Annotated in this window: 11 protein-coding genes; 4 read left to right on the top strand and 7 right to left on the bottom strand. The window is 46.2% G+C overall.

From position 1 onward, the window contains the following. Positions 1–77 precede the first annotated feature (77 nt). Together nasC and nirB are read right to left on the bottom strand one after the other, a co-directional pair. A complete protein-coding gene (nasC, locus tag ACUYLD_RS06275) occupies positions 78–2,258 on the bottom strand; it encodes an assimilatory nitrate reductase catalytic subunit NasC (protein WP_446674632.1) in 2,181 nt (726 codons plus the stop codon). 83 nt (positions 2,259–2,341) lie between these two features. Beyond that, the gene (nirB, locus tag ACUYLD_RS06270; protein ID WP_446674631.1) at positions 2,342–4,516 is read right to left on the bottom strand and encodes a nitrite reductase large subunit NirB; all 2,175 of its coding nucleotides are present in this window, start codon (positions 4,514–4,516) and stop codon (positions 2,342–2,344) included. Positions 4,517–4,933: 417 nt separating this feature from the next. Here nirB and ACUYLD_RS06265 point away from each other — a divergent pair, with 417 nt between their 5' ends. The 4 genes from ACUYLD_RS06265 (at position 4,934) to ACUYLD_RS06250 (ending at position 11,420) form a co-directional block, all read left to right on the top strand. Then, the gene (locus tag ACUYLD_RS06265) at positions 4,934–6,175 is read left to right on the top strand and encodes a nitrate/nitrite transporter (protein ID WP_069289905.1); all 1,242 of its coding nucleotides are present in this window, start codon (positions 4,934–4,936) and stop codon (positions 6,173–6,175) included. Positions 6,176–6,553: 378 nt separating this feature from the next. Continuing rightward, positions 6,554–8,272: an NAD-dependent malic enzyme gene (locus tag ACUYLD_RS06260; protein WP_023989354.1), complete on the top strand. Its 1,719-nt coding sequence runs from the start codon at positions 6,554–6,556 to the stop codon at positions 8,270–8,272. A 99-nt stretch (positions 8,273–8,371) separates the two neighbouring features. Beyond that, the gene (locus ACUYLD_RS06255; protein WP_254350004.1) at positions 8,372–9,331 is read left to right on the top strand and encodes an AEC family transporter; all 960 of its coding nucleotides are present in this window, start codon (positions 8,372–8,374) and stop codon (positions 9,329–9,331) included. Positions 9,332–9,656: 325 nt separating this feature from the next. Next, positions 9,657–11,420 carry a methyl-accepting chemotaxis protein gene (locus ACUYLD_RS06250; protein ID WP_061828450.1) on the top strand — a complete coding sequence of 588 codons (1,764 nt, stop codon included), beginning with the start codon at positions 9,657–9,659 and terminating at the stop codon, positions 11,418–11,420. A gap of 95 nt (positions 11,421–11,515) precedes the next feature. Here ACUYLD_RS06250 and ACUYLD_RS06245 read toward each other — a convergent pair whose 3' ends face one another. The 5 genes from ACUYLD_RS06245 to ACUYLD_RS06225 all read right to left on the bottom strand — a co-directional run bounded on the left by ACUYLD_RS06245 (position 11,516) and on the right by ACUYLD_RS06225 (position 18,511). Next, positions 11,516–12,568: a glycoside hydrolase family 53 protein gene (locus ACUYLD_RS06245; RefSeq protein WP_446674630.1), complete on the bottom strand. Its 1,053-nt coding sequence runs from the start codon at positions 12,566–12,568 to the stop codon at positions 11,516–11,518. A gap of 103 nt (positions 12,569–12,671) precedes the next feature. Then, positions 12,672–14,759 (bottom strand): beta-galactosidase, encoded by a 2,088-nt coding sequence (locus tag ACUYLD_RS06240; protein ID WP_446674629.1) that lies wholly within the window; start codon positions 14,757–14,759, stop codon positions 12,672–12,674. Positions 14,760–14,787: 28 nt separating this feature from the next. Next, entirely contained in the window at positions 14,788–15,666 is an 879-nt protein-coding gene (locus ACUYLD_RS06235; protein WP_029517680.1) for a carbohydrate ABC transporter permease, read from the bottom strand. A gap of 27 nt (positions 15,667–15,693) precedes the next feature. Then, complete coding sequence (locus tag ACUYLD_RS06230) at positions 15,694–16,584, bottom strand: ABC transporter permease (RefSeq protein WP_069289908.1); 891 nt, start codon at positions 16,582–16,584, stop codon at positions 15,694–15,696. A gap of 244 nt (positions 16,585–16,828) precedes the next feature. Next, positions 16,829–18,511, bottom strand: coding sequence for an extracellular solute-binding protein (locus ACUYLD_RS06225; protein ID WP_254350007.1), 1,683 nt, complete (start codon positions 18,509–18,511; stop codon positions 16,829–16,831). Between the last annotated feature and the right edge of the window lie 5 nt (positions 18,512–18,516).

The raw sequence follows: 18,516 nt of genomic DNA, 5'->3' as shown, positions 1-18,516 counted from the left end.
CCAAAAAGGCCAGCCCTCATTCATACAATGAGGGCTGGTCTTTTATGCAATGAAAAAGTCACTTACTCCGTCCTACTCTAGAACTCAGACCATTCCCCATTATCTGCACTTGTTGCAACTGCAGCCAGATGAAGGGGACGAATACGTACAGCTGCCGTTTTGAAGCCAGGCATCCGGCAGAACGGATCAAGATCGGGTCGGGTCGCCCGATTTACATTTTGTATCCCGCCCCAATGCATGGGTACGAAGAGCGTGTCTTCGCGGATATGTGGTTTGATTCGGCTGCGGACAGTGAAGTTGCCGCGCTGTGATGCTATTTCTACCCACTCCCCGTCCCTGATATGCCAGCGTCGCGCTGTCCGCGGATGAATTTCCACATAATTTTCAATCTCTCGCGCGGCCAGCGACGGACTTCTGCGCGTTTGTGCACCGGTCAAATAATGAGCCAGTACACGGCCGTTCGTCAAAATAAGCGGGTACTCCTCTGATATCTCCTCTCCCGCTCCACAGCTTTCAACCACCGTAAAAACAGCCTTTTGATCGGAATGGGCAAAGGTTTCCCGAAACATCATATCCATACCGGCTCTGTCCGTAGACGGGCATGGCCAATATACTCCTTCTTCACGACGTAGCCTGTCATATGTGATCCCATAATAATCGGCAGGACCGCCCCGGCTGGCGAGCCGCAGTTCTTCAAAGATATGCTCAGCATCCCTGTAAGAGAAATAGCTGCCCTTGTTTAGCTTTGCAGCCAACTGACACAAAATGTTCCAGTCATCTCTAGCCTCGCCCGGTGCAGGCCTCGCCGCTTCCCGCAGCAGAACGCGGCCCTCCAGATTGGTCATCGTCCCCGTATTCTCCAAATAAGACGTCACAGGTAAAACAACGTCGGCCATCCGTGCGGTTTCAGTGAGAAACATATCCGCCACAACCAGCAGATTCAGCTTTTTGAGGGCTTCCTCCACCAGCCGGACATTCGGGTTAGATACAACAGGATTAGAGCCCATCACGAACAGAGCTTGGATTTCTCGCTGATGAACAAGCTCCATCATTTCATAGGCGGACACCCCTTTTCCCGGCAAACTGCTTGGTTCAACTCCCCACACGGACGCCACATAGAATCGATCTTCTTCATTCTCAATCGATCTGTAGCCAGGAAGCTGGTCAGCCTTTTGGCCGTGCTCTCTCCCCCCTTGCCCGTTTCCTTGTCCTGTGATAGCCCCATAACCGCATCCTTCCCTTCCTATCTTGCCAGTGGCCAGCACCAGATTAAGAAATGCACGCACCGCCATATGTCCATCTGTCTGCTGTTCGACACCTCTGGCCGTAAAAACGATGCCAGTCTCCACACCGCCAAAGGCACGTGCTGCCTGCCGGATCATTTCTACCTCAATTCCGCACAACGCAGCCGATTCGCTCAGATCCACACCCTTCAAATGAGTCAACAGCTGGTCATAGGCGTTGGTCCGCTTGCGGATAAACTCTTCATTCGCAAATCCTTCATCCACAATGACCTTTAGCATGGCATTGGCCAGCACAGCATCCGTACCCGGCTTGATTTGCAGGTGCAAATCGGCGGCCGCCGCCGTTGGTGTCGCGCGCGGGTCAATCACGATGATAAACGCGCCGTTTTCCTTCGCCTCGTGAAAATAAGGCATTAACGTCGGCTGGCATTCAGCGATATTTGTACCTGTGAGTACAATACAACGAGCTAATGGAATATCAGCCAATCTGCAGGTCAGTCCGCGATCAACGCCAAACACTTTACTACCAGCGGATGCCGCTGCCGACATGCAGAAGCGCCCGTTATAATCGATATATCGCGTACCTACAGCCACTCTTGCAAATTTACCGAGTAAATAGGCCGTTTCATTGGAGAGTGAACCTCCACCGTAAATTCCGATTGCATCGGCACCCTGTGTGGACAGTAGCGTAGAGAAACTGCTAGCTATAGTATCCAATGCCTCCTCCCACTTGACGGGAACAAGTTTGCCCTCTTTGCGTATGAGAGGCTGTACCAGCCTTTCCGCATGAGTCGCATGCTGATGCGCATTCATTCCCTTGATGCACAGCCTACCCTGCGAGGCTGCATTAGGCTTCCCTTCCGCCTTATACACTGTACGGATGATACCCGCGAGTGTCTCTGTACCCGTGCTAACGGTCATCTTACATTGCACGCTGCAAAACGGGCACTGCGTATCCATTACTGACGATACATGTAGCCCAGCTTCCGGTTTGCTTTCTCCTGACTGACACATCAAAGTCACCTCCCCTTCGCCATTTTTCGTGATTTTATTGTCTACACACGCTAGATATATCGCCACAACTCCAACTCAACCCGTCATCCTGTCAGCATTGTGGTCCGTAGGCTGCCCGCCAGTTCACTTCGAAGAGCAGCATCAAGCACACTTTCCCGTAGCGCCATAACACCAGTCCTTTCAATCCACTCCCACATTTTCTCCCCGTACCGGGCACTATGTCGGTATATTCGCAAGCAAACTGCAGCCAGCAGGACCGCTTCTGTCGGGTCCTCCTCCAATCCAAGCAGCTGCCCCTGGCGAACCGGATGCTCAGCATGACCACCGGCATAAACCTCCCAGCCTGCTGGAGATCGGGATATTCCAATATCGTGGACAAGTACACCTCCTGGATAATCCGATCCAGGGCAAACAGAAACTGTAACCAACGAGGGCAATGCGAGACTTCCCCATAAAGTTGCCAACCGCTCTCTTAGCCAGGCTACTTCTACAAATGCCTGATCCATCAGGTCCGACTCAACAAAAGCCTGATTCTCAGCATTTAGGTTCGTAAAGCACAGACCCGCAGAAGGCGCTTCTCCTCCGCACTGCTCGGCGACCTGAACCGCAACACCAGAACTTAATGGATTTGTCGCAGATCTGTCGCGCAACCCGAGAGATTCCAAATAATAAAGTACAGCCGGACGACATAATTCACACCCCTGCTGTCTGGTCCAACCGAGACGGGACACTATTTCCTTTGGTGTCTGACAGGCTGCGTCCACCATAGCTGTCTTAAGCGAATCATGATCGTAGTGCGTACATCCACACACAGGGACAACTTCTTGGGCGGTCGGAGTAACTACAGGCCCGGAAACTGTCGATCGGGACAAACTATTTTTGACCAGTGCAGCCACCAGCGGCCGACAGCCCCCACAGGAACCGGATGCTTTGGTCCGGCTTTTCACTTCTTCCACCGTCTTCAGCTTATCCGTGGCAATCGCTCGCAAAATAGCCCCCTTACTTACGCCGTTGCATGCACATACCATCTCCTCTTCCGGCAGTGCGGCTACCGCATCCTCTGCTCTGCTCTCGCTGTTATCCTGGGATGCAAGCTCTGTAGCCAACGCGCCGCGCCGTACCATACCGAGCAGGGAGTTACTTTCCGCCGTATCTCCGAATAAAATGGCACCAGTGACAGCACCGGCATGCATCATCACTTTTTTGTAAACCTCCTGCATCCCGTTATACTCCATGACCGCTATCTCGCTTCCCTCTTCGCGAATGTCTCCTACGGAAAATAGATGAATCCCCGCTACCTTGAGCTGCGCATACGGAACCGTCCCTTCATAGGGAGCCGTTTCACGACCACAAATAACTTTTGCCAGCACTTTGCCCTGCTCATATAGCGGCGCCACTAGCCCGTATGAAATCCCGCGATGCTCAGCACATTCGCCGACGGCATAAATACCGGGAATACTCGTGCGCATATAATCATCCACGACAATGGCACGGTTTACGGTCAGACCGCTGTCCTGAGCTAATTCGATATTCGGTCGGATACCAACCGCCAGCACAACCAAATCCGTTTCCAACCTGTTCCCGTCCGCAAATATCAATCCTTGCGCCCTGTTTCGGCCTATGATGTTGACCGTTTCCTTCGCCAAATGAAACCTCATGCCCTGTTGTTCCAGCTTTCGCTGCAGAAGCACAGCCGCCGTCCGATCAAGCTGACGGTTCATAAGATACTGCGCATTATGAACAACCTCAGTTTCCATCCCTAGATTCAGCAAGCCTTGAGCGGCTTCAAGTCCTAACAGCCCCCCTCCGATAACTGTCGCCTTACGGTATGTTTTGGCATATCTTGCCATAGTTTCACAATCATTCACATCACGAAAAGCGATTACCCCCTGTTTTCGAGCTCCGGGAATGGGCGGCATGAAAGGCAATGAGCCCGTTGCCAATATGAGCATGTCATAAGGTTCTTTGATGCCGGATTCCGTTACCACCATCCCGGCTGCAACATCAATACGACAGACGCGTTCACCCGCGTACAACTTTACCCCGTTCTCTTCATACCAGTCCCAGTCATGGGTAACGATGTGCTTAAATGAGCTCTCCTCCTGAAGCATTTTGGACAGGAGCACTCGGTTGTACCCGGGACGGGGCTCTGCACCAAATATCGTGATTTGGAACCGCTCTGGCTCCAGATCAAGTATTTCCTCCACACATTTAATGCCTGCCATACCGTTACCGACGACGACCAGTTTTTTCATCATATTAAACCAGCCCCATTCTCCGAATAAAATAAGACAGAAAAAGCCCTTCTCCATTCCATGGAAAAGGGCACCGTTGCCGTAAATGTCGGCACATCGTTGTGCCGATATGTATCTAAGATTACTGAATTGTGAAGGTTATGTCAATATTTAATACATGAGAGCTATATTTTCACCTTATATTTAATTTTTTACGTTTTTGTGTTATGTATATTGACATAAAACAGATCCCTTTTTATAATTTGATTAAAATCACTCCAACGTGATCATACCAAGTCGACTCACAATGAGGTGTGTCAACCACGGCAATGAGGCCGCAAACCGTTTCCTAGATACCATGTAGGGGCGATTTGCGGCTTTTTCATGTTCAAATTACATTTTGCAGACAAAGAACAACAATTAGAACAGGAGAGATGGAGAATGAACAAAAAAAGTTTCTGGAAAAGCGGACACAAGCCCACCCTATTTGGCTCCTTTCTGTATTTTGATATCAGTTTTATGATCTGGGGAATGATCGGCCCATTGGCCGTTGTAATTGCTAATGATTATCCAATGGACCCTGTACAAAAAGCCAATCTTGTCGCCCTACCTATACTTGGTGGTTCCCTGCTGCGGCTCGTGCTCGGATTCATGTCGGATTATATCGGTCCGAAGCTCACGGGACAGATTGGTATGCTTGTCACGATAATCCCTCTCTTGCTCGGCTGGCTGTGGGTTGATTCGCTAGAGCACATGTACGTTGTTGCCCTACTCCTGGGCGTAGCCGGAGCATCATTTGCAGCTGCGCTGCCGTTGGCCAGTCAATGGTACCCCAAAGAGCATCAAGGCTTGGCTATGGGAATTGCTGGTGCCGGGAATAGCGGTACCGTCCTTGCGACATTGTTCGCCAACCGCATTGCTCAACATTTTGGCAGTTGGGAAGCCGTTTTCGGATTGGCCATCCTCCCCATCTTAACCGTCTTCGTTCTGTTCAGTATTTTTGCCCGCAACAGCCCTCACCGCCCAGCACCAAAAAGTCTGTCGCAATATGCTTCGGTGCTCAAACAGAGGGATGCCTGGGTATTCTGTGCCTTTTACTGCGTGACGTTTGGTGGATTCGTTGGCCTTTCTAATTATTTGACTATTTTCTTCAATACCCAATATGGCCTCTCCGCGGTACATGCCGCCGATTTTGCGACCATTTGTGTGATTGCCGGAAGCTTCTTTCGTCCTGTAGGTGGCTTTTTGTCCGACCGGATTGGTGGTTCACGCATGTTAATGTACTTGTATGCAGGAGCCGGGATTATGCTCGCCGGCATTGCGTTTTTACCGCCACTTGCCGTGGTAGTTGTGCTGCTGTTCGTAGGCATGATGTGCCTTGGCGCTGGCAACGGCTCCGTATTCCAGCTCGTTCCGCAGCGGTTCGGCAACGAAATCGGGCTCATGACCGGTATCGTCGGCGCTGCTGGTGGCATAGGCGGGTACTTTCTTCCCCTTATACTGGGTCATCTGTACAAATTAACGGGTTCCTATATGCCAGGCTTCATCTCTCTGAGCCTAATCACGTTCTGTGCCTTTACCCTCGTCATCATAATGCAATTGAAATGGCGTAACAGCTGGATGCGACGCTCTGCTACAGTTACTGATGAAGCCGTCAAGCGCATCGGAGAATTAAATGCCTGATGTTCATTAAACATAGAGCTGCGAAGCATTGAATTGTCCCTCAACCATCCCTATAGCCAAAAAAATAGCTTAACTTCGTTTATATAAAATGAAGTTAAGCTATTTTTCATGCGCATTCAATCGAATCACACCTATAAAACTATGATAATTATCACATTAAATCAATATTTTCCGAAAATATTATGAAAATAAAATGAAATTTTCATTCAAAAAACATTGAAAATCGCTTTCATTTTCATAATTTTTCTTATGTAAACACTTATATAACCATTTTTCACACAACATACTTGTTCACTTGGTTTAAAATAAGGCGTATACTTGTTCACGAATTGTTCAAGGATTAACAAAATGTAATTTTTTAGAAAGAAGGAATTGAAAATGCGTGCTTTTCATTTTACGGAAGACGGATCTATCGAAACTAAATTAACCGGAAAAGATCTACTTGCCAACCCCCTGCTAAATAAAGGAGTGGCTTTTACCCTGGAAGAACGGAAACAGCTTGGACTTGATGGTCTCCTTCCTCCTACGATATTAACTATTGAGGAGCAGGTTCAGCGGGTTTACGAGCAATTTCAGAGCCAACCGGATAATTTGCGTAAAAATGTTGCGTTAAATGATCTTTTTAATCGGAATACCGTTCTTTATTATCGTTTGCTCTCTGAGCACCTAAGCGAAATGCTCCCGATTGTTTATACACCAACAGTAGGCCAGGCTATACAGGAATACAGTCATGAATATCACAAGCCTGGTGGTATGTATTTATCTATCGATAATCTTGCGGGTATTGGAGAGGCTTTTAAGAATTTGAACCTAGACCCTGATGATATCGACCTGATCGTAGCCACAGATTCCGAGAGTATTTTGGGAATCGGGGACTGGGGAGTCGGAGGTATTAATATCTCTATTGGTAAGCTTGCTGTGTATACAGCTGCTGCTGGTATAGATCCTAGCCGGGTGCTGGCAGTTGTTCTTGATGCAGGTACAAACAACGAGAAGCTATTGGAAGATCCTTTATACATGGGGAATCGTCATAAACGTGTACGTGGAGAACAATATGACCAATTTATTGACACTTATGTTCAAGCTGCACTTTCCTTTTTCCCGAATGCCCTGCTGCACTGGGAAGATCTGGGCAATGTCAACGCACGGAACATTATCAATAAATACGGAAATAGTATTCTGACTTTCAATGACGATATTCAAGGTACTGGAGCGGTTACGCTCGCAGGTGTGATGTCTGGTGTTCAATTGTCCGGAATCCCACTGAGCAAGCATCGGGTGCTAGTCTTTGGTCCAGGAGCTGCCGGAATCGGCAATGCAGACCAAATTAGCGCTGCCATGATGCTGGAAGGACTGTCAGAAGCAGAAGCAAGACGTAACTTCTGGGCTTATGATTACCGCGGCCTGCTCACCAACGAAACAGAAGGACTTTTTCCATTCCAGGTCCCTTATGTGCGTGATGTTGCAGAATGCCGTGACTGGGAACATGCTGAGGATGGCAAAATCCCTTTGCTTGAAGTCATTCGCCGCGTGAAACCGACGATTATGATCGGTACTTCCGGTGTTACTGGGGCATTCAGTGAGGAAATCGTTAAAGAAATGGCCAAGCATACAGAACGTCCTATTATTATGCCTATGTCCAACCCGACTCCACTGGCAGAAGCAACTCCGCAAGATTTGATCCACTGGACCGAAGGAAAAGCCCTCATTGCAACAGGAAGTCCTTTCGAGCCGGTGATCTATAACAATATTAAGTTTGAAATTGGGCAATCCAACAATGCTTTCGTATTCCCGGGTCTGGGTCTCGGCGCAATCGTGGTAAAATCCAAAATTATAACAGATAGCATGTTTGCAGCAGCTGCCCATGCAGTAGCTCAAATGGTTGATTTGTCGCAGCCTGGTGCTTCCCTGCTGCCAAAAATCAATGAGCTACGAGAAGTATCTGAAGCGGTAGCCGTGGCTGTAGCTAAGGCAGCAGTTCAGGATGGAGTAGCGCGTCATCAACCGGACGATATCGCACAAGCGGTTCGAGATGCGATGTGGGACTGCAAATATAAACCCATCAAACAATATGGTCAGGAAGCCGTCCTGGTTTAAAAAATAGCGAACAACATCAAATTTGTACTTGCATATGCAAAGTGATTATTTAATTGATGTCCGCCATTTTTGGCGGACATCTTCATTGGAGGCGACATCATGGCTACAGGTCATATTTTTATTATCTTAATTCCTATTTTCTTTGTCATTTTAATTGGTTATTTCGCAGGATTGTTCAAGGCCTTTAACCCTGCTTCTTCTAAGGGATTAAATACACTTGTGACGAAGTTTGCTCTACCTGCACACTTGTTTATTGGTATTACGACGACACCCAGAGAGACGTTGATTCAAAAGTGGCCCTTTCTTGTGGCTTTGCTACTTGGTGTAATCGGCTTTTATATTGTATTGCTCATTGTTTATCGCTTAATTGCCAAAAAAGGCCTGACTGAATCCTCCATGTTCGCATTGAATTCGACACAACCTTCTTTTGCATTCATGGGAATTCCGGTTCTGGGCAGCTTGTTCGGAAGTACGGCAGTCGCCATCCCGATTGCGATTACTGGGATCGTCGTTAATGCCATTCTTGATCCGCTTGCAAGTATTTTGGGAACGGTCGGTCAGCGCAAAACAACAGAATCCGACGGCACTAAAGGCAACTTATTTAAAGTCACTATGAAATCAGTCCTTCATGGACTCAGCGAGCCGCTTGCCTGCGTACCCTTGTTTGGTGTCGTATTGACTCTATGTGGATTCCACGCTCCGAAACTTTTGCAATCCATGTTTGATCAAATCGGCAATATTACTGCTGGTACAGCCCTATTTGCCATCGGGGTAACCATTGGTATCAAAAAGATTACGTTCAGTCCAAAAGCACTTAGCATCGCTGTGCTGAAAGCCATCGTGATGCCTATTGTTATGCTCGGTATTGCTGTTCTAATAGGACTATCCCATGAAGATGTAACCAAAGCCGTACTGCTTGTCGCTTTTCCCGGCTCGGCTGTGGCCGCTATGATTGCTACCCGTTATGAAACACTGGAAACGGAAGCTGCATCTGCATTTGTTATTAGCTCGGTCTTATCGCTCATTTCACTACCCTTACTCATTTCACTTCTTTTATAGGGACAGAAACTTAAGAACCCTCAATGCAATCCAGGTATTTATAGGTATAAAGCATACCCGTTTGCTCTCATTTATCTTATTTTTTAAATATTGTTCGAACAATAAAGTGATTTAGTAAGAATTGAGTTGGAAAAACAACATAAAATCCAGTTTTGCCGACAAGCGGCGGTCCCATCGTTTCATTCACTAGGGGCCGCCGTTCTTTTTGAATAACCTTCTACTCTCCCTTTTAATAAATACCTAACATTTAGAAAGCAAATTGTCGAAATATATATGGGGTAGGTTGTATATGAAACTAAATTGCTAATTCAAAGGAGAAGAAAACGTGAAAAACTTGAAGTGGAGAACTATGTCCTTTTTTGGTAAAAATCTATTAATCTCTTTTCTTAACATCGTATTAATAGGTGCTATTCTCATCACATCCAGCTATATACTTCAAAAGAACATTCTCACCACGCAGCTGCAAGACCAAGTTAAAGTATTGACTAAAAAATGGGCAGAAGATGTTGACAAAACAAAAGTACAACAAGCATTAAGCGAAAAAGATTATAACGGTTCTGCTCAACAGGATTTACGCAAATTCCTAGATTCTATCCACACATTTTATCCTAATGTTGCCCAAGCTTACATATTTGGCACAGAACTAACAGAAGGAAATCAAACCTCCATTATTGGCGTTCCTACAAATTTAGTCCAAGCTTTCCAAGACTCAAAGATGAACATTGGGGATATGTATACTCTTCCAGACGAAAATGTTCAAGGTGTAAATAAAATGCTTCAATCTAAAGACTCAGCGTTTAGCAGCTTTTATACTGACGATTTTGGCACATGGACGACCATTGTTTACCCAATTACAGATGAAAGCGGTAAAATCACAAGTGCGATATACTTTGACGTAGACGCGAGCTCTGTACCTAACGGACTTCATAAATTGCTTGTATATGGTGTTTCATTGCTCATTCTGTTCCTTGCGATCTTCTTAACGGTCCAATATTTACTGGTAAAACGTACCCTCTCCCCGATTCGTAGCCTGATGAAGGGCATTGAAGAAGTCAGCGAGGGGAATCTGAATGTAAAAATCAAGACAGGCGAGGACGACCTTGGCATTATCAATCAAAAATTTAATTCTATGATCAAACGCCTTAACGATACCATGGTGAAAGTACAGGATACGACGCAAGAAGTTACGGGATCTGCCCAGGAATTGTTAAGCATTAGCGAGAAAAACAGTACGAATACGAACGTCATTAACAGCAATATTCAGGAAATAACCCAGGGGCTTGAAGCTCAGGATCACGCAGCACTTGAAAGCTCCAGAGCTATGAATGAAATGTCGACAGTTATCCAAACGATTGCCGAAAGCTCCTCTTCCGTAGCCGATCAAGCTTATTCTATGGAAAAACGCTCCGTTGAGGGCAATCAGGTAGCCCAAAAGCTTTCCGCTCAAATGGACTCCATCTCCACTACAATGGAAAGTACAGCTGATTCCGTTAATGCGCTGCAGAACCGTTCTAACGAAATCAGCAATATCGTCAGCATCATTACAGGCATTGCCAGTCAAACGAATCTGCTTGCACTGAACGCTTCTATTGAAGCTGCCAGAGTCGGTGAAGAAGGCAAAGGTTTTGCAGTAGTAGCAGGAGAAGTGCGTAATTTGGCTGAACAGTCTCAAGAGTCTGCCAAACAAATTGCAGAGCTTATTGAAGAAATCCAAAAAGAAATTGAGCAGACTGTAAAAGGCATCAGCCTTGGTACAAAAGAAGTTCACATTGGGCTAGAAGTTACGAAGCAAACAGGCGAAATGTTCTCTGAAATTTTAGATGCGTCTAATAAAGTGTCGTCACAAATTCAAGAGGTATCCAGCGCGACGGAGCAGATTTCAGCCAGCACGCAGGAAATGTCAGCTACCTCTGACGAGCTGTCTTCGACAGTTAGCAAAACAGTCGACAGCAGCAAACAAATCGAGCATACCATTGGAGAACAGGCTGAGTCTATGGCTTCTATTGTCCAAGCTTCTGACAAGCTTACATTGATGTCCGGGGAGCTGGAAGAGCTCATTTCGTTCTTCAAGGTGAACCGGGAAGCCTAATTTTATAACTTCCAAGTAACTCAAGATAACAATAAAGAACCTCTAGTTTGCATAGAAGCGAACTAGAGGTTCTTTGATATACTCTTACATACTTCTTAATTTATAAACCCTTCCAAAGCTGAGGTTGGTTTACCGTCAGCCTGCCAAGCACCTTTGTTATAACCTTGATTATAACCTGGAGTTGCAGCCGGCTCCCAATAAAATACCCCTATACCCTTGCCGCCTCCAATGTTCCGAACCTTTGTTTTGATTGCAGAAATAAATGCCTTGGAAGCAGCAGGTTCGTTATATTCCATTCCGATTTCACTGATGACAATGCCTTTGCCGTATTTGGCAATGAGGTTATTGGCATTGGCAATCGTCTGGTCCACCTTCCCCTGCCAGTCAGAAGGAGACGGATACAGAGACAGCCCGATGAGATCAAACTGAGCTCCATTATCAATCAGCCCACCGATATTCCAGTTCAACACGGAACCGTTATCCCCGTTGGCTAAATGTACGATCGTTTTAGTACTGCTGCTAACCGATTTTACAGCATTATTACCTGTATTGACGAGCCAGGCATAGTTTTTCATGTTCACCGAAGCTTTGCCGTCTTCCCAGAGCATTCCATTGTTCGTCTCATTACCGATCTGCACCCAGTCCGGTATTACCCCCTTGCTTTTCATCGTGTTCATAACATAGACCGTATGAGACCAGACTGCATCCATAAGTTGTGTAAATGTGAAATTGCGCCACGCATAAGGTTTGTTCTGTTGCCCTGGATCTGCCCAGGAATCACTATAATGTAGAGTCAGCATCACGCTCATGCCCAATTTTTTAGCTCGCTGTGCCAGTTCTGCTGCCTTTTCGGCATTCATGTATCCGCTTGCATAATCTTTCATGTCAGGGTTTACCCACACACGGATACGTACCGAGTTGATCTGATAGTCATCCCGCAAAATTTGCAGTATATCCCGACGAACACCCTTTTTATCCTTCCAAGTCATACCTTGCGCTTCCATTCCTGCTACCCAGCTTATATCTGCTCCTTTGGCGAAAGCAGGGGCGGCCGAAGCCGCACCCAACCCCACAGAGCCCAACGGATACAATAAGCTGGATAACAAGATCAACATCGCAAATACCATAATGCGGTTACCTGTTTTCATAAGTACATCCTCCATTCAAATTGTATACTCCTCATTGCCTCTGACCAATCTACCAGCTCCCTCACTCGGGAAAACGATAGAGATCACACTTTAATATCATGTTCTATTTATTGCGCTCTGTCTTTAAAACCTTAACAGCGTAGGCATCCAATTGAACGCTACCGTCTTCTATCGCATGATTTTCAAGCATATCCGCATAAGTTCGTCCATCCAACGTAATCTTTTGCGGCTCATGCGTGAAATTCAGTATAAAAATATAATCATGAACCCCATCGGTACGAATCGCCGTATTCACTCCATGAGGCAACTTCACATTGAGCGCTTTACTGATTCCTGCATCATCAATTAAACTTCTGTAAAAATGACTGTGGAATAGTCCGATGTTGCGTGATGCGATGTAATAAGCCTTTCCCTGTCCCAAACGGTTCACCGTCAAAGCCGGACGGCCTGCATAAAAGTCTGAGCCGTACACAGCCAGTACCTCTGCACCCTCCGTATGAATGAGATCACACAATTCTACAGCTTCATACTCCCCTTGCAGATCCAGCTCATTGCCTTCAACCGGCAAAATGTGATTACGATCATGATCATGCAATCCGTCAATCTCTTCCGACCAGATCCCCAGCGTCTTACGAAGCGGGCCCGGAAAGCCTCCAAGGAAGCACAAATCATGTTCATCTACGATACCAGACCAATAGGTTGCTACGAAAACGCCGCCATTTTCAACAAATTTCTGTATACGCTCCCCCACACCACTGCGGACCATATACAACATCGGAGCTACCAAAAGTTTGTATTTGGAGAAATCTGCATCCATATGAATGACATCTACAGGCACACCCTGCTCCCAAAGTGCCAAATAATGCGCTTCAGCTGTCTCCTCATATTTCACACCTTTGTTCCGCGGTCCCTGTGAATCGTTGATTCCCCAACGGTTCTCCCAGTCAAAAATGACTGCGGCCTCCGCCGGTACAGTTGTACCGATAACCTCCTCCAGTTTTTCCAGCGCATTACCGACATGGGTCACATCCCCGAATACCCGAGTGTGCTCATGTCCGACATGATCGACAACCGCACCATGCAGCTTTTCACTCGAACCGCGGCTTTTCCGCCACTGAAAATATTGAACGGTGTCTGACCCGTGTGCCACAGCCTGTAAAGACGATAGCAGATGCATTCCCGGCCGCTTCAGCTTGCTAACGTCTTGCCAGTTCGTCAAACTCGGCGTACTCTCCATGAGCATCCAAGGCTTGCCTCCCTTGATTGAACGAATAATATCGTGCATCATAGCCACTTTCGCAGCTTGACGGCTATCATCTCCCTCACGGTCATGCCACGTCGGGTAACTATCCCAGGATATAACATCGAGCAGATCAGCAAACTTCCAGTAATTCAATCCTTCAAAAAACTCCATTAAATTGGTTGTGACTGGAATAGCTGGATTGGCAGCCTTGAGCGGCACAATCTCATGTTTGATAAAATCTGCGGTCTGATCGGTCACAAACCGTCTCCAGTCCAAATTCATAGCATGGACCTGTGTCTCACCATGAGGTGCCGGAGACTCAATTTGGCTCCAATCTGTAACTGTATGACTCCAAAAGGTCGTCCACCATGCGTGATTGAGTTTGTCCAGCGTACCGTATTTATCCTGGACCCAAGCGCGAAATGCCTCCTGACAATAATCACAGTGGCAATCTCCACCAAATTCATTGGAAATGTGCCAGCCAATAACAGCAGGATGGTTAGCATAACGCTCAGCCAGCTTCGTGTTCATGATACGCACTTTTTCCCGGTAAACAGGTGACGTAGAACAGTGATTATGGCGAAACCCATGCAGATTACGGACACGGTTAGCCTCCACACGCAGCACCTCAGGATATTTTTGTGACATCCAGGCTGGTCTTGCTCCACTCGGAGTGGCCAAAAACGCATAAATTTCGTTCTCAGCAAACGAATCCAGAATACGGTCCAGCCACTCAAATGTAAATACACCTTCCTCAGGCTCCAATGAAACCCATGAGAAAATGCCGACAGACATCACGTTACATTTGGCTAGTTTCATTAGACGGATATCCTCCGCTAACACCTCAGGGTAATGCTGCCATTGCTCCGGGTTATAGTCCGCTCCATGCAGCATACGTGGAACTCGCTCACTAATGGGAGGGTACTTGATTATGTTTTGATTCGTCACTACAAATCATCTCCTTCTATGAATTCTATTACTCTTTGACGGAACCTAGCGTCATGCCTTTAACAAAATACTTTTGTAAAAATGGATATACAATTAGAATAGGCGCTGCACCAATGAAAATCTGCGCTGCATTAACCGTCGTTTGAGAAAGTAATTCCATCTCTTTGGGACTCATGCTCATGGAACTCATGTCCTTCTGAATAATTACAGTTTGCAGGAACGTCGCCAGTGGATAATCCTTTGCATTGCTCAAATAGAGCAGACCGTCAAACCAGGAGTTCCAATGAAATACCATACTAAACAGCGCAATCGTCGCAATGGAAGGCATGGATATCGGTAAAAAGATACTAAACAATGTCCGAAAATGTCCTGCTCCGTCGATCAATGCGGCCTCTTCCATCTCTTTGGGAATTCCTCTAAAAAAGTTCAACATAAGGATGACCAGAAATGTGTTGACCGCTCCTGGCAAAACAAGTACCCAGAAGCTGTCCATGAGGTGGATCTTTTGAATAACCATATAGAATGGAACCAGACCACCGTTAAAAATCATGCTGAATACGAACAACCATGAATATACGTTTCGGCTACGGAACACAGATGTTTCCTTTGAAAGTGGATAAGCAGCTAAAAAGGTAATAAGCAGTGTTAAGCCGGTTCCCAATACAGTCCGACAGACAGAAATCCAGATGGAGTGCAGAAAAATCGGGTTATTCATCGTCTTCTTATAGGCTTCTAATGAAAATTGTACCGGCCACAGTCCAACCAGATTGGCATCTGCAGCTGATTTAGCACTAAATGATACCGCTAACACATGAATCAACGGAACGATACACATGATGGACAACATCACAAGCAAGCAAATATTAAACACATTAAAAATGCGGTATGGCGTTGTTTTATGATACATGACTCTCCCTCTTTCAGCCTCGTGGAATCAAAATATGCGGTAACCTGCCCATTTGTAAGCAAGTCGATAAGATATCAGAATGAGAATCATACTGATAACGGATTTGAACAACCCGATAGCAGTGGCAAAGCCCATTTCCCCATTGATTAACGCTGTCCGGTAGACGAATGTATCAATAATATCGCCTTTTTGGTAAACCAGCGGATTATAAAGGTTGAAAATCTGGTCAAAACCGGCGTTCAGTACATTGCCAAGTGCAAGCGTTCCAACAACGACTACCATCGGAATTAACGAAGGTACAGTGATGTGTAGCGTCTGTCTCCAGCGGCTTGCTCCATCCATTTCAGAAGCCTCATACAACGAAGGATTAATACCCGCCAGTGCAGCGAGAAATACAATGGTGTTGTAGCCGAACTCCTTCCATATATCCGATACAATGACAGTAAACCGAAACCAGTTGTTATCTCCCAGAAAAAAGATAGGCTGTATCCCGATACTACCGAGAATACGGTTCATAAATCCATCTGTAGCCAATAGGTCAATCAGAATTCCGCCCAAGATGACCCACGACAGAAAGTGTGGCAGATAAACCAGTGTTTGAATGGATCGCTGAAGTCCAACCTTGCGAATTTCATTCAGCAGTATAGCAAAAACAAACGGAACCACCAGATTGAAAAACATCTTTAACACAGCAATAATTAGCGTATTCCAGACGACTTGAAGACTGTCCTCCCGTTGAAACAAAAAGCGGAAGTTATCCAGTCCAACCCACTCGGAACCCGTTATGCCTAGCCAAGGTTTGTAATTTTGAAAGGCCATCACGATGCCGCCCATCGGAATGTAGCTGAATACAATTAAGAAAATGATGGCTGGCAGCAGCATGATATGAAATGGCCACGTACGTTGCAGACTTCTCATTGCAGTTCCTCCTGTAACTCTCATGGTATACTTCAATTATAAAAGCGTTTTCGCTGTCCCAACAGTTCAAAAAACCAACATACATGGCACAAAAGCAATCATTTTTTAAGCTCGCCAAACGAATAAAACTTTTTTTAATACACCATGATAGCGCATTCATTTTCACTCGATACGGGTGAAGCTGTAGTAAAAAGGCTGCCCACCTCGGGACAGCCTTCCTACTCTGTTACAACATCATTGGTTTTTACTTTTCGACGCTTTTATACCATTCGTTTACTTCATTTGTAATTTGTTCGCCACCAGCTGTTTTCCACGTTTGCACAAAGGTATCAAAAGCAGAGATCGGCTGCTTGCCATAAATAATTTCATTGAAGGTCTGACTTTCAATCTTATCCAGATAGTCCTTTTTAGCCTTCATAGTTGGCGTAGTAGGGCCCGTGAACAGATCTTTCATGGAGATATCCTTCTGTTCCATAAGCACTTTGGCAGCTGCGGGAGTATCTTTCCCGTAGTTCACCATTACATCTTTCTCCAGACGGGTCTTCGGTTCTGCGCCGTTAGCCAAACTTAACAAAGCCTTCATTTGGGCATCAGGTATACGCGCACCATCACGAACCAGCAAATAACGAATAGAGTTTACATAACCGCCTGGTATTTTATCGATAGACATTAGCTTTCCGCCCGCATCCAAATCATAATCGTAGCCCTTAAACAGCCCATTCGACAAATCGCCGTCCGGTTTGGCATTAGCATAATGGTCAAACAAATAATTTTGATAAGTGAAAAAAGCTTCAGGATGCTGCATTTGTTTGTTGATGAGTACAACACCATTGGTGTATTGCGTTCCGTGACGCATAGCTTTGTTGTCAGGACCCGCTGGAATCTTGATCGGCTTCCACACGGCACCCGGCGCATTTTTGACTGTATCCTGAAGCGGCCAGCCGCTCATCCAATATGGTCCAGGAATCATACCGGCTGTTCCTGCGACTGTAGGTTCTGCCGTTTTATTTTCATCCCACAATGCTGCTTCCTGAGGAATATATCCCTTTTTGAGCCACTCGCTCAGCTTTTGCAAACCCGGCTTCATGCCAGGCTGCACGGAGCCATATTCCAAACTGCCATTTGTGCCTTTGTTCCACTGCTGAGGTAGAGTGCCATATGCCCCGAAAATCCAGGATGGGTCACCCATCCAAGTGTTCATGGATGTTTTGAAACCGATGCTGAGCGGAATCACTTTGTTCGGAGCCAGTCCGTCCGGATTTTTATTTTTAAAGGCATCCATCACTTTCTCCAGATCATCCATCGTCTCTGGAGCCTTCATACCCAGCTTATCCAACCAATCTTGTCGTACCCACAATACATAATCATGGTTATAGGCAAAATCAAGCACAGGAATACCCATTTTCTTACCATCTCTGCTATACTGATTCCATACGTTTGTATCCTGATTCATCGCCTGCTTCCAGGAATCCGAAGCGTACTTGTCAAACAACGGACCCACCTCTGCAAACATACCAGAATCGATCATGTCTTGTGCCAGTTGCTCATTCTCCGTCCCCAGTACAACGACGTCCGGCATCTCCTGACCGGAGGACATAGCCAAACGCAGCTTTGTAGCAAATGCGCCATTCGTATCCGTGACGGACCAGAGTGATTTGATATTAATACCGAATTTCTCTTTAGCCCATTTGGTCGCAATGTTATTTTCGATAGATTCACCATTTTTAAATTTTAAGGCGGGATCTACACCCCATACCGTGGAAATTGTGACTTCTGGATTGTATTTTTCTTTGTATACGTTTTCAGTTTTAGCTGTGCTGTCCGCATTTCCATCATTCCCCGTACCTGAGCAGCCCACAAGGCCCACTCCTAATACCATAGTTGCGGCGAGCAACGACAACAGCTTTTTCTTCGAATGAACTCGCATATTGT

It is taken from the genome of Paenibacillus sp. SER-28 (assembly GCF_052906305.1).
The sequence above is the reverse complement of the archived record's forward strand: the minus strand, read 5'-3'. Positions and strand labels throughout refer to the sequence as shown.

Bases quoted from the DNA above. Each gene is read 5' to 3' on its own strand.
- nasC (WP_446674632.1), bottom strand. From the start codon at position 2,258: ATGTGTCAGTCAGGAGAAAGCAAACCGGAAGCTGGGCTACATGTATCG.
- nirB (WP_446674631.1), bottom strand. From the start codon at position 4,516: ATGATGAAAAAACTGGTCGTCGTCGGTAACGGTATGGCAGGCATTAAA.
- ACUYLD_RS06265 (WP_069289905.1), top strand. From the start codon at position 4,934: ATGAACAAAAAAAGTTTCTGGAAAAGCGGACACAAGCCCACCCTATTT.
- ACUYLD_RS06260 (WP_023989354.1), top strand. From the start codon at position 6,554: ATGCGTGCTTTTCATTTTACGGAAGACGGATCTATCGAAACTAAATTA.
- ACUYLD_RS06255 (WP_254350004.1), top strand. From the start codon at position 8,372: ATGGCTACAGGTCATATTTTTATTATCTTAATTCCTATTTTCTTTGTC.
- ACUYLD_RS06245 (WP_446674630.1), bottom strand. From the start codon at position 12,568: ATGAAAACAGGTAACCGCATTATGGTATTTGCGATGTTGATCTTGTTA.
- ACUYLD_RS06235 (WP_029517680.1), bottom strand. From the start codon at position 15,666: ATGTATCATAAAACAACGCCATACCGCATTTTTAATGTGTTTAATATT.
- ACUYLD_RS06230 (WP_069289908.1), bottom strand. From the start codon at position 16,584: ATGAGAAGTCTGCAACGTACGTGGCCATTTCATATCATGCTGCTGCCA.
- ACUYLD_RS06225 (WP_254350007.1), bottom strand. From the start codon at position 18,511: ATGCGAGTTCATTCGAAGAAAAAGCTGTTGTCGTTGCTCGCCGCAACT.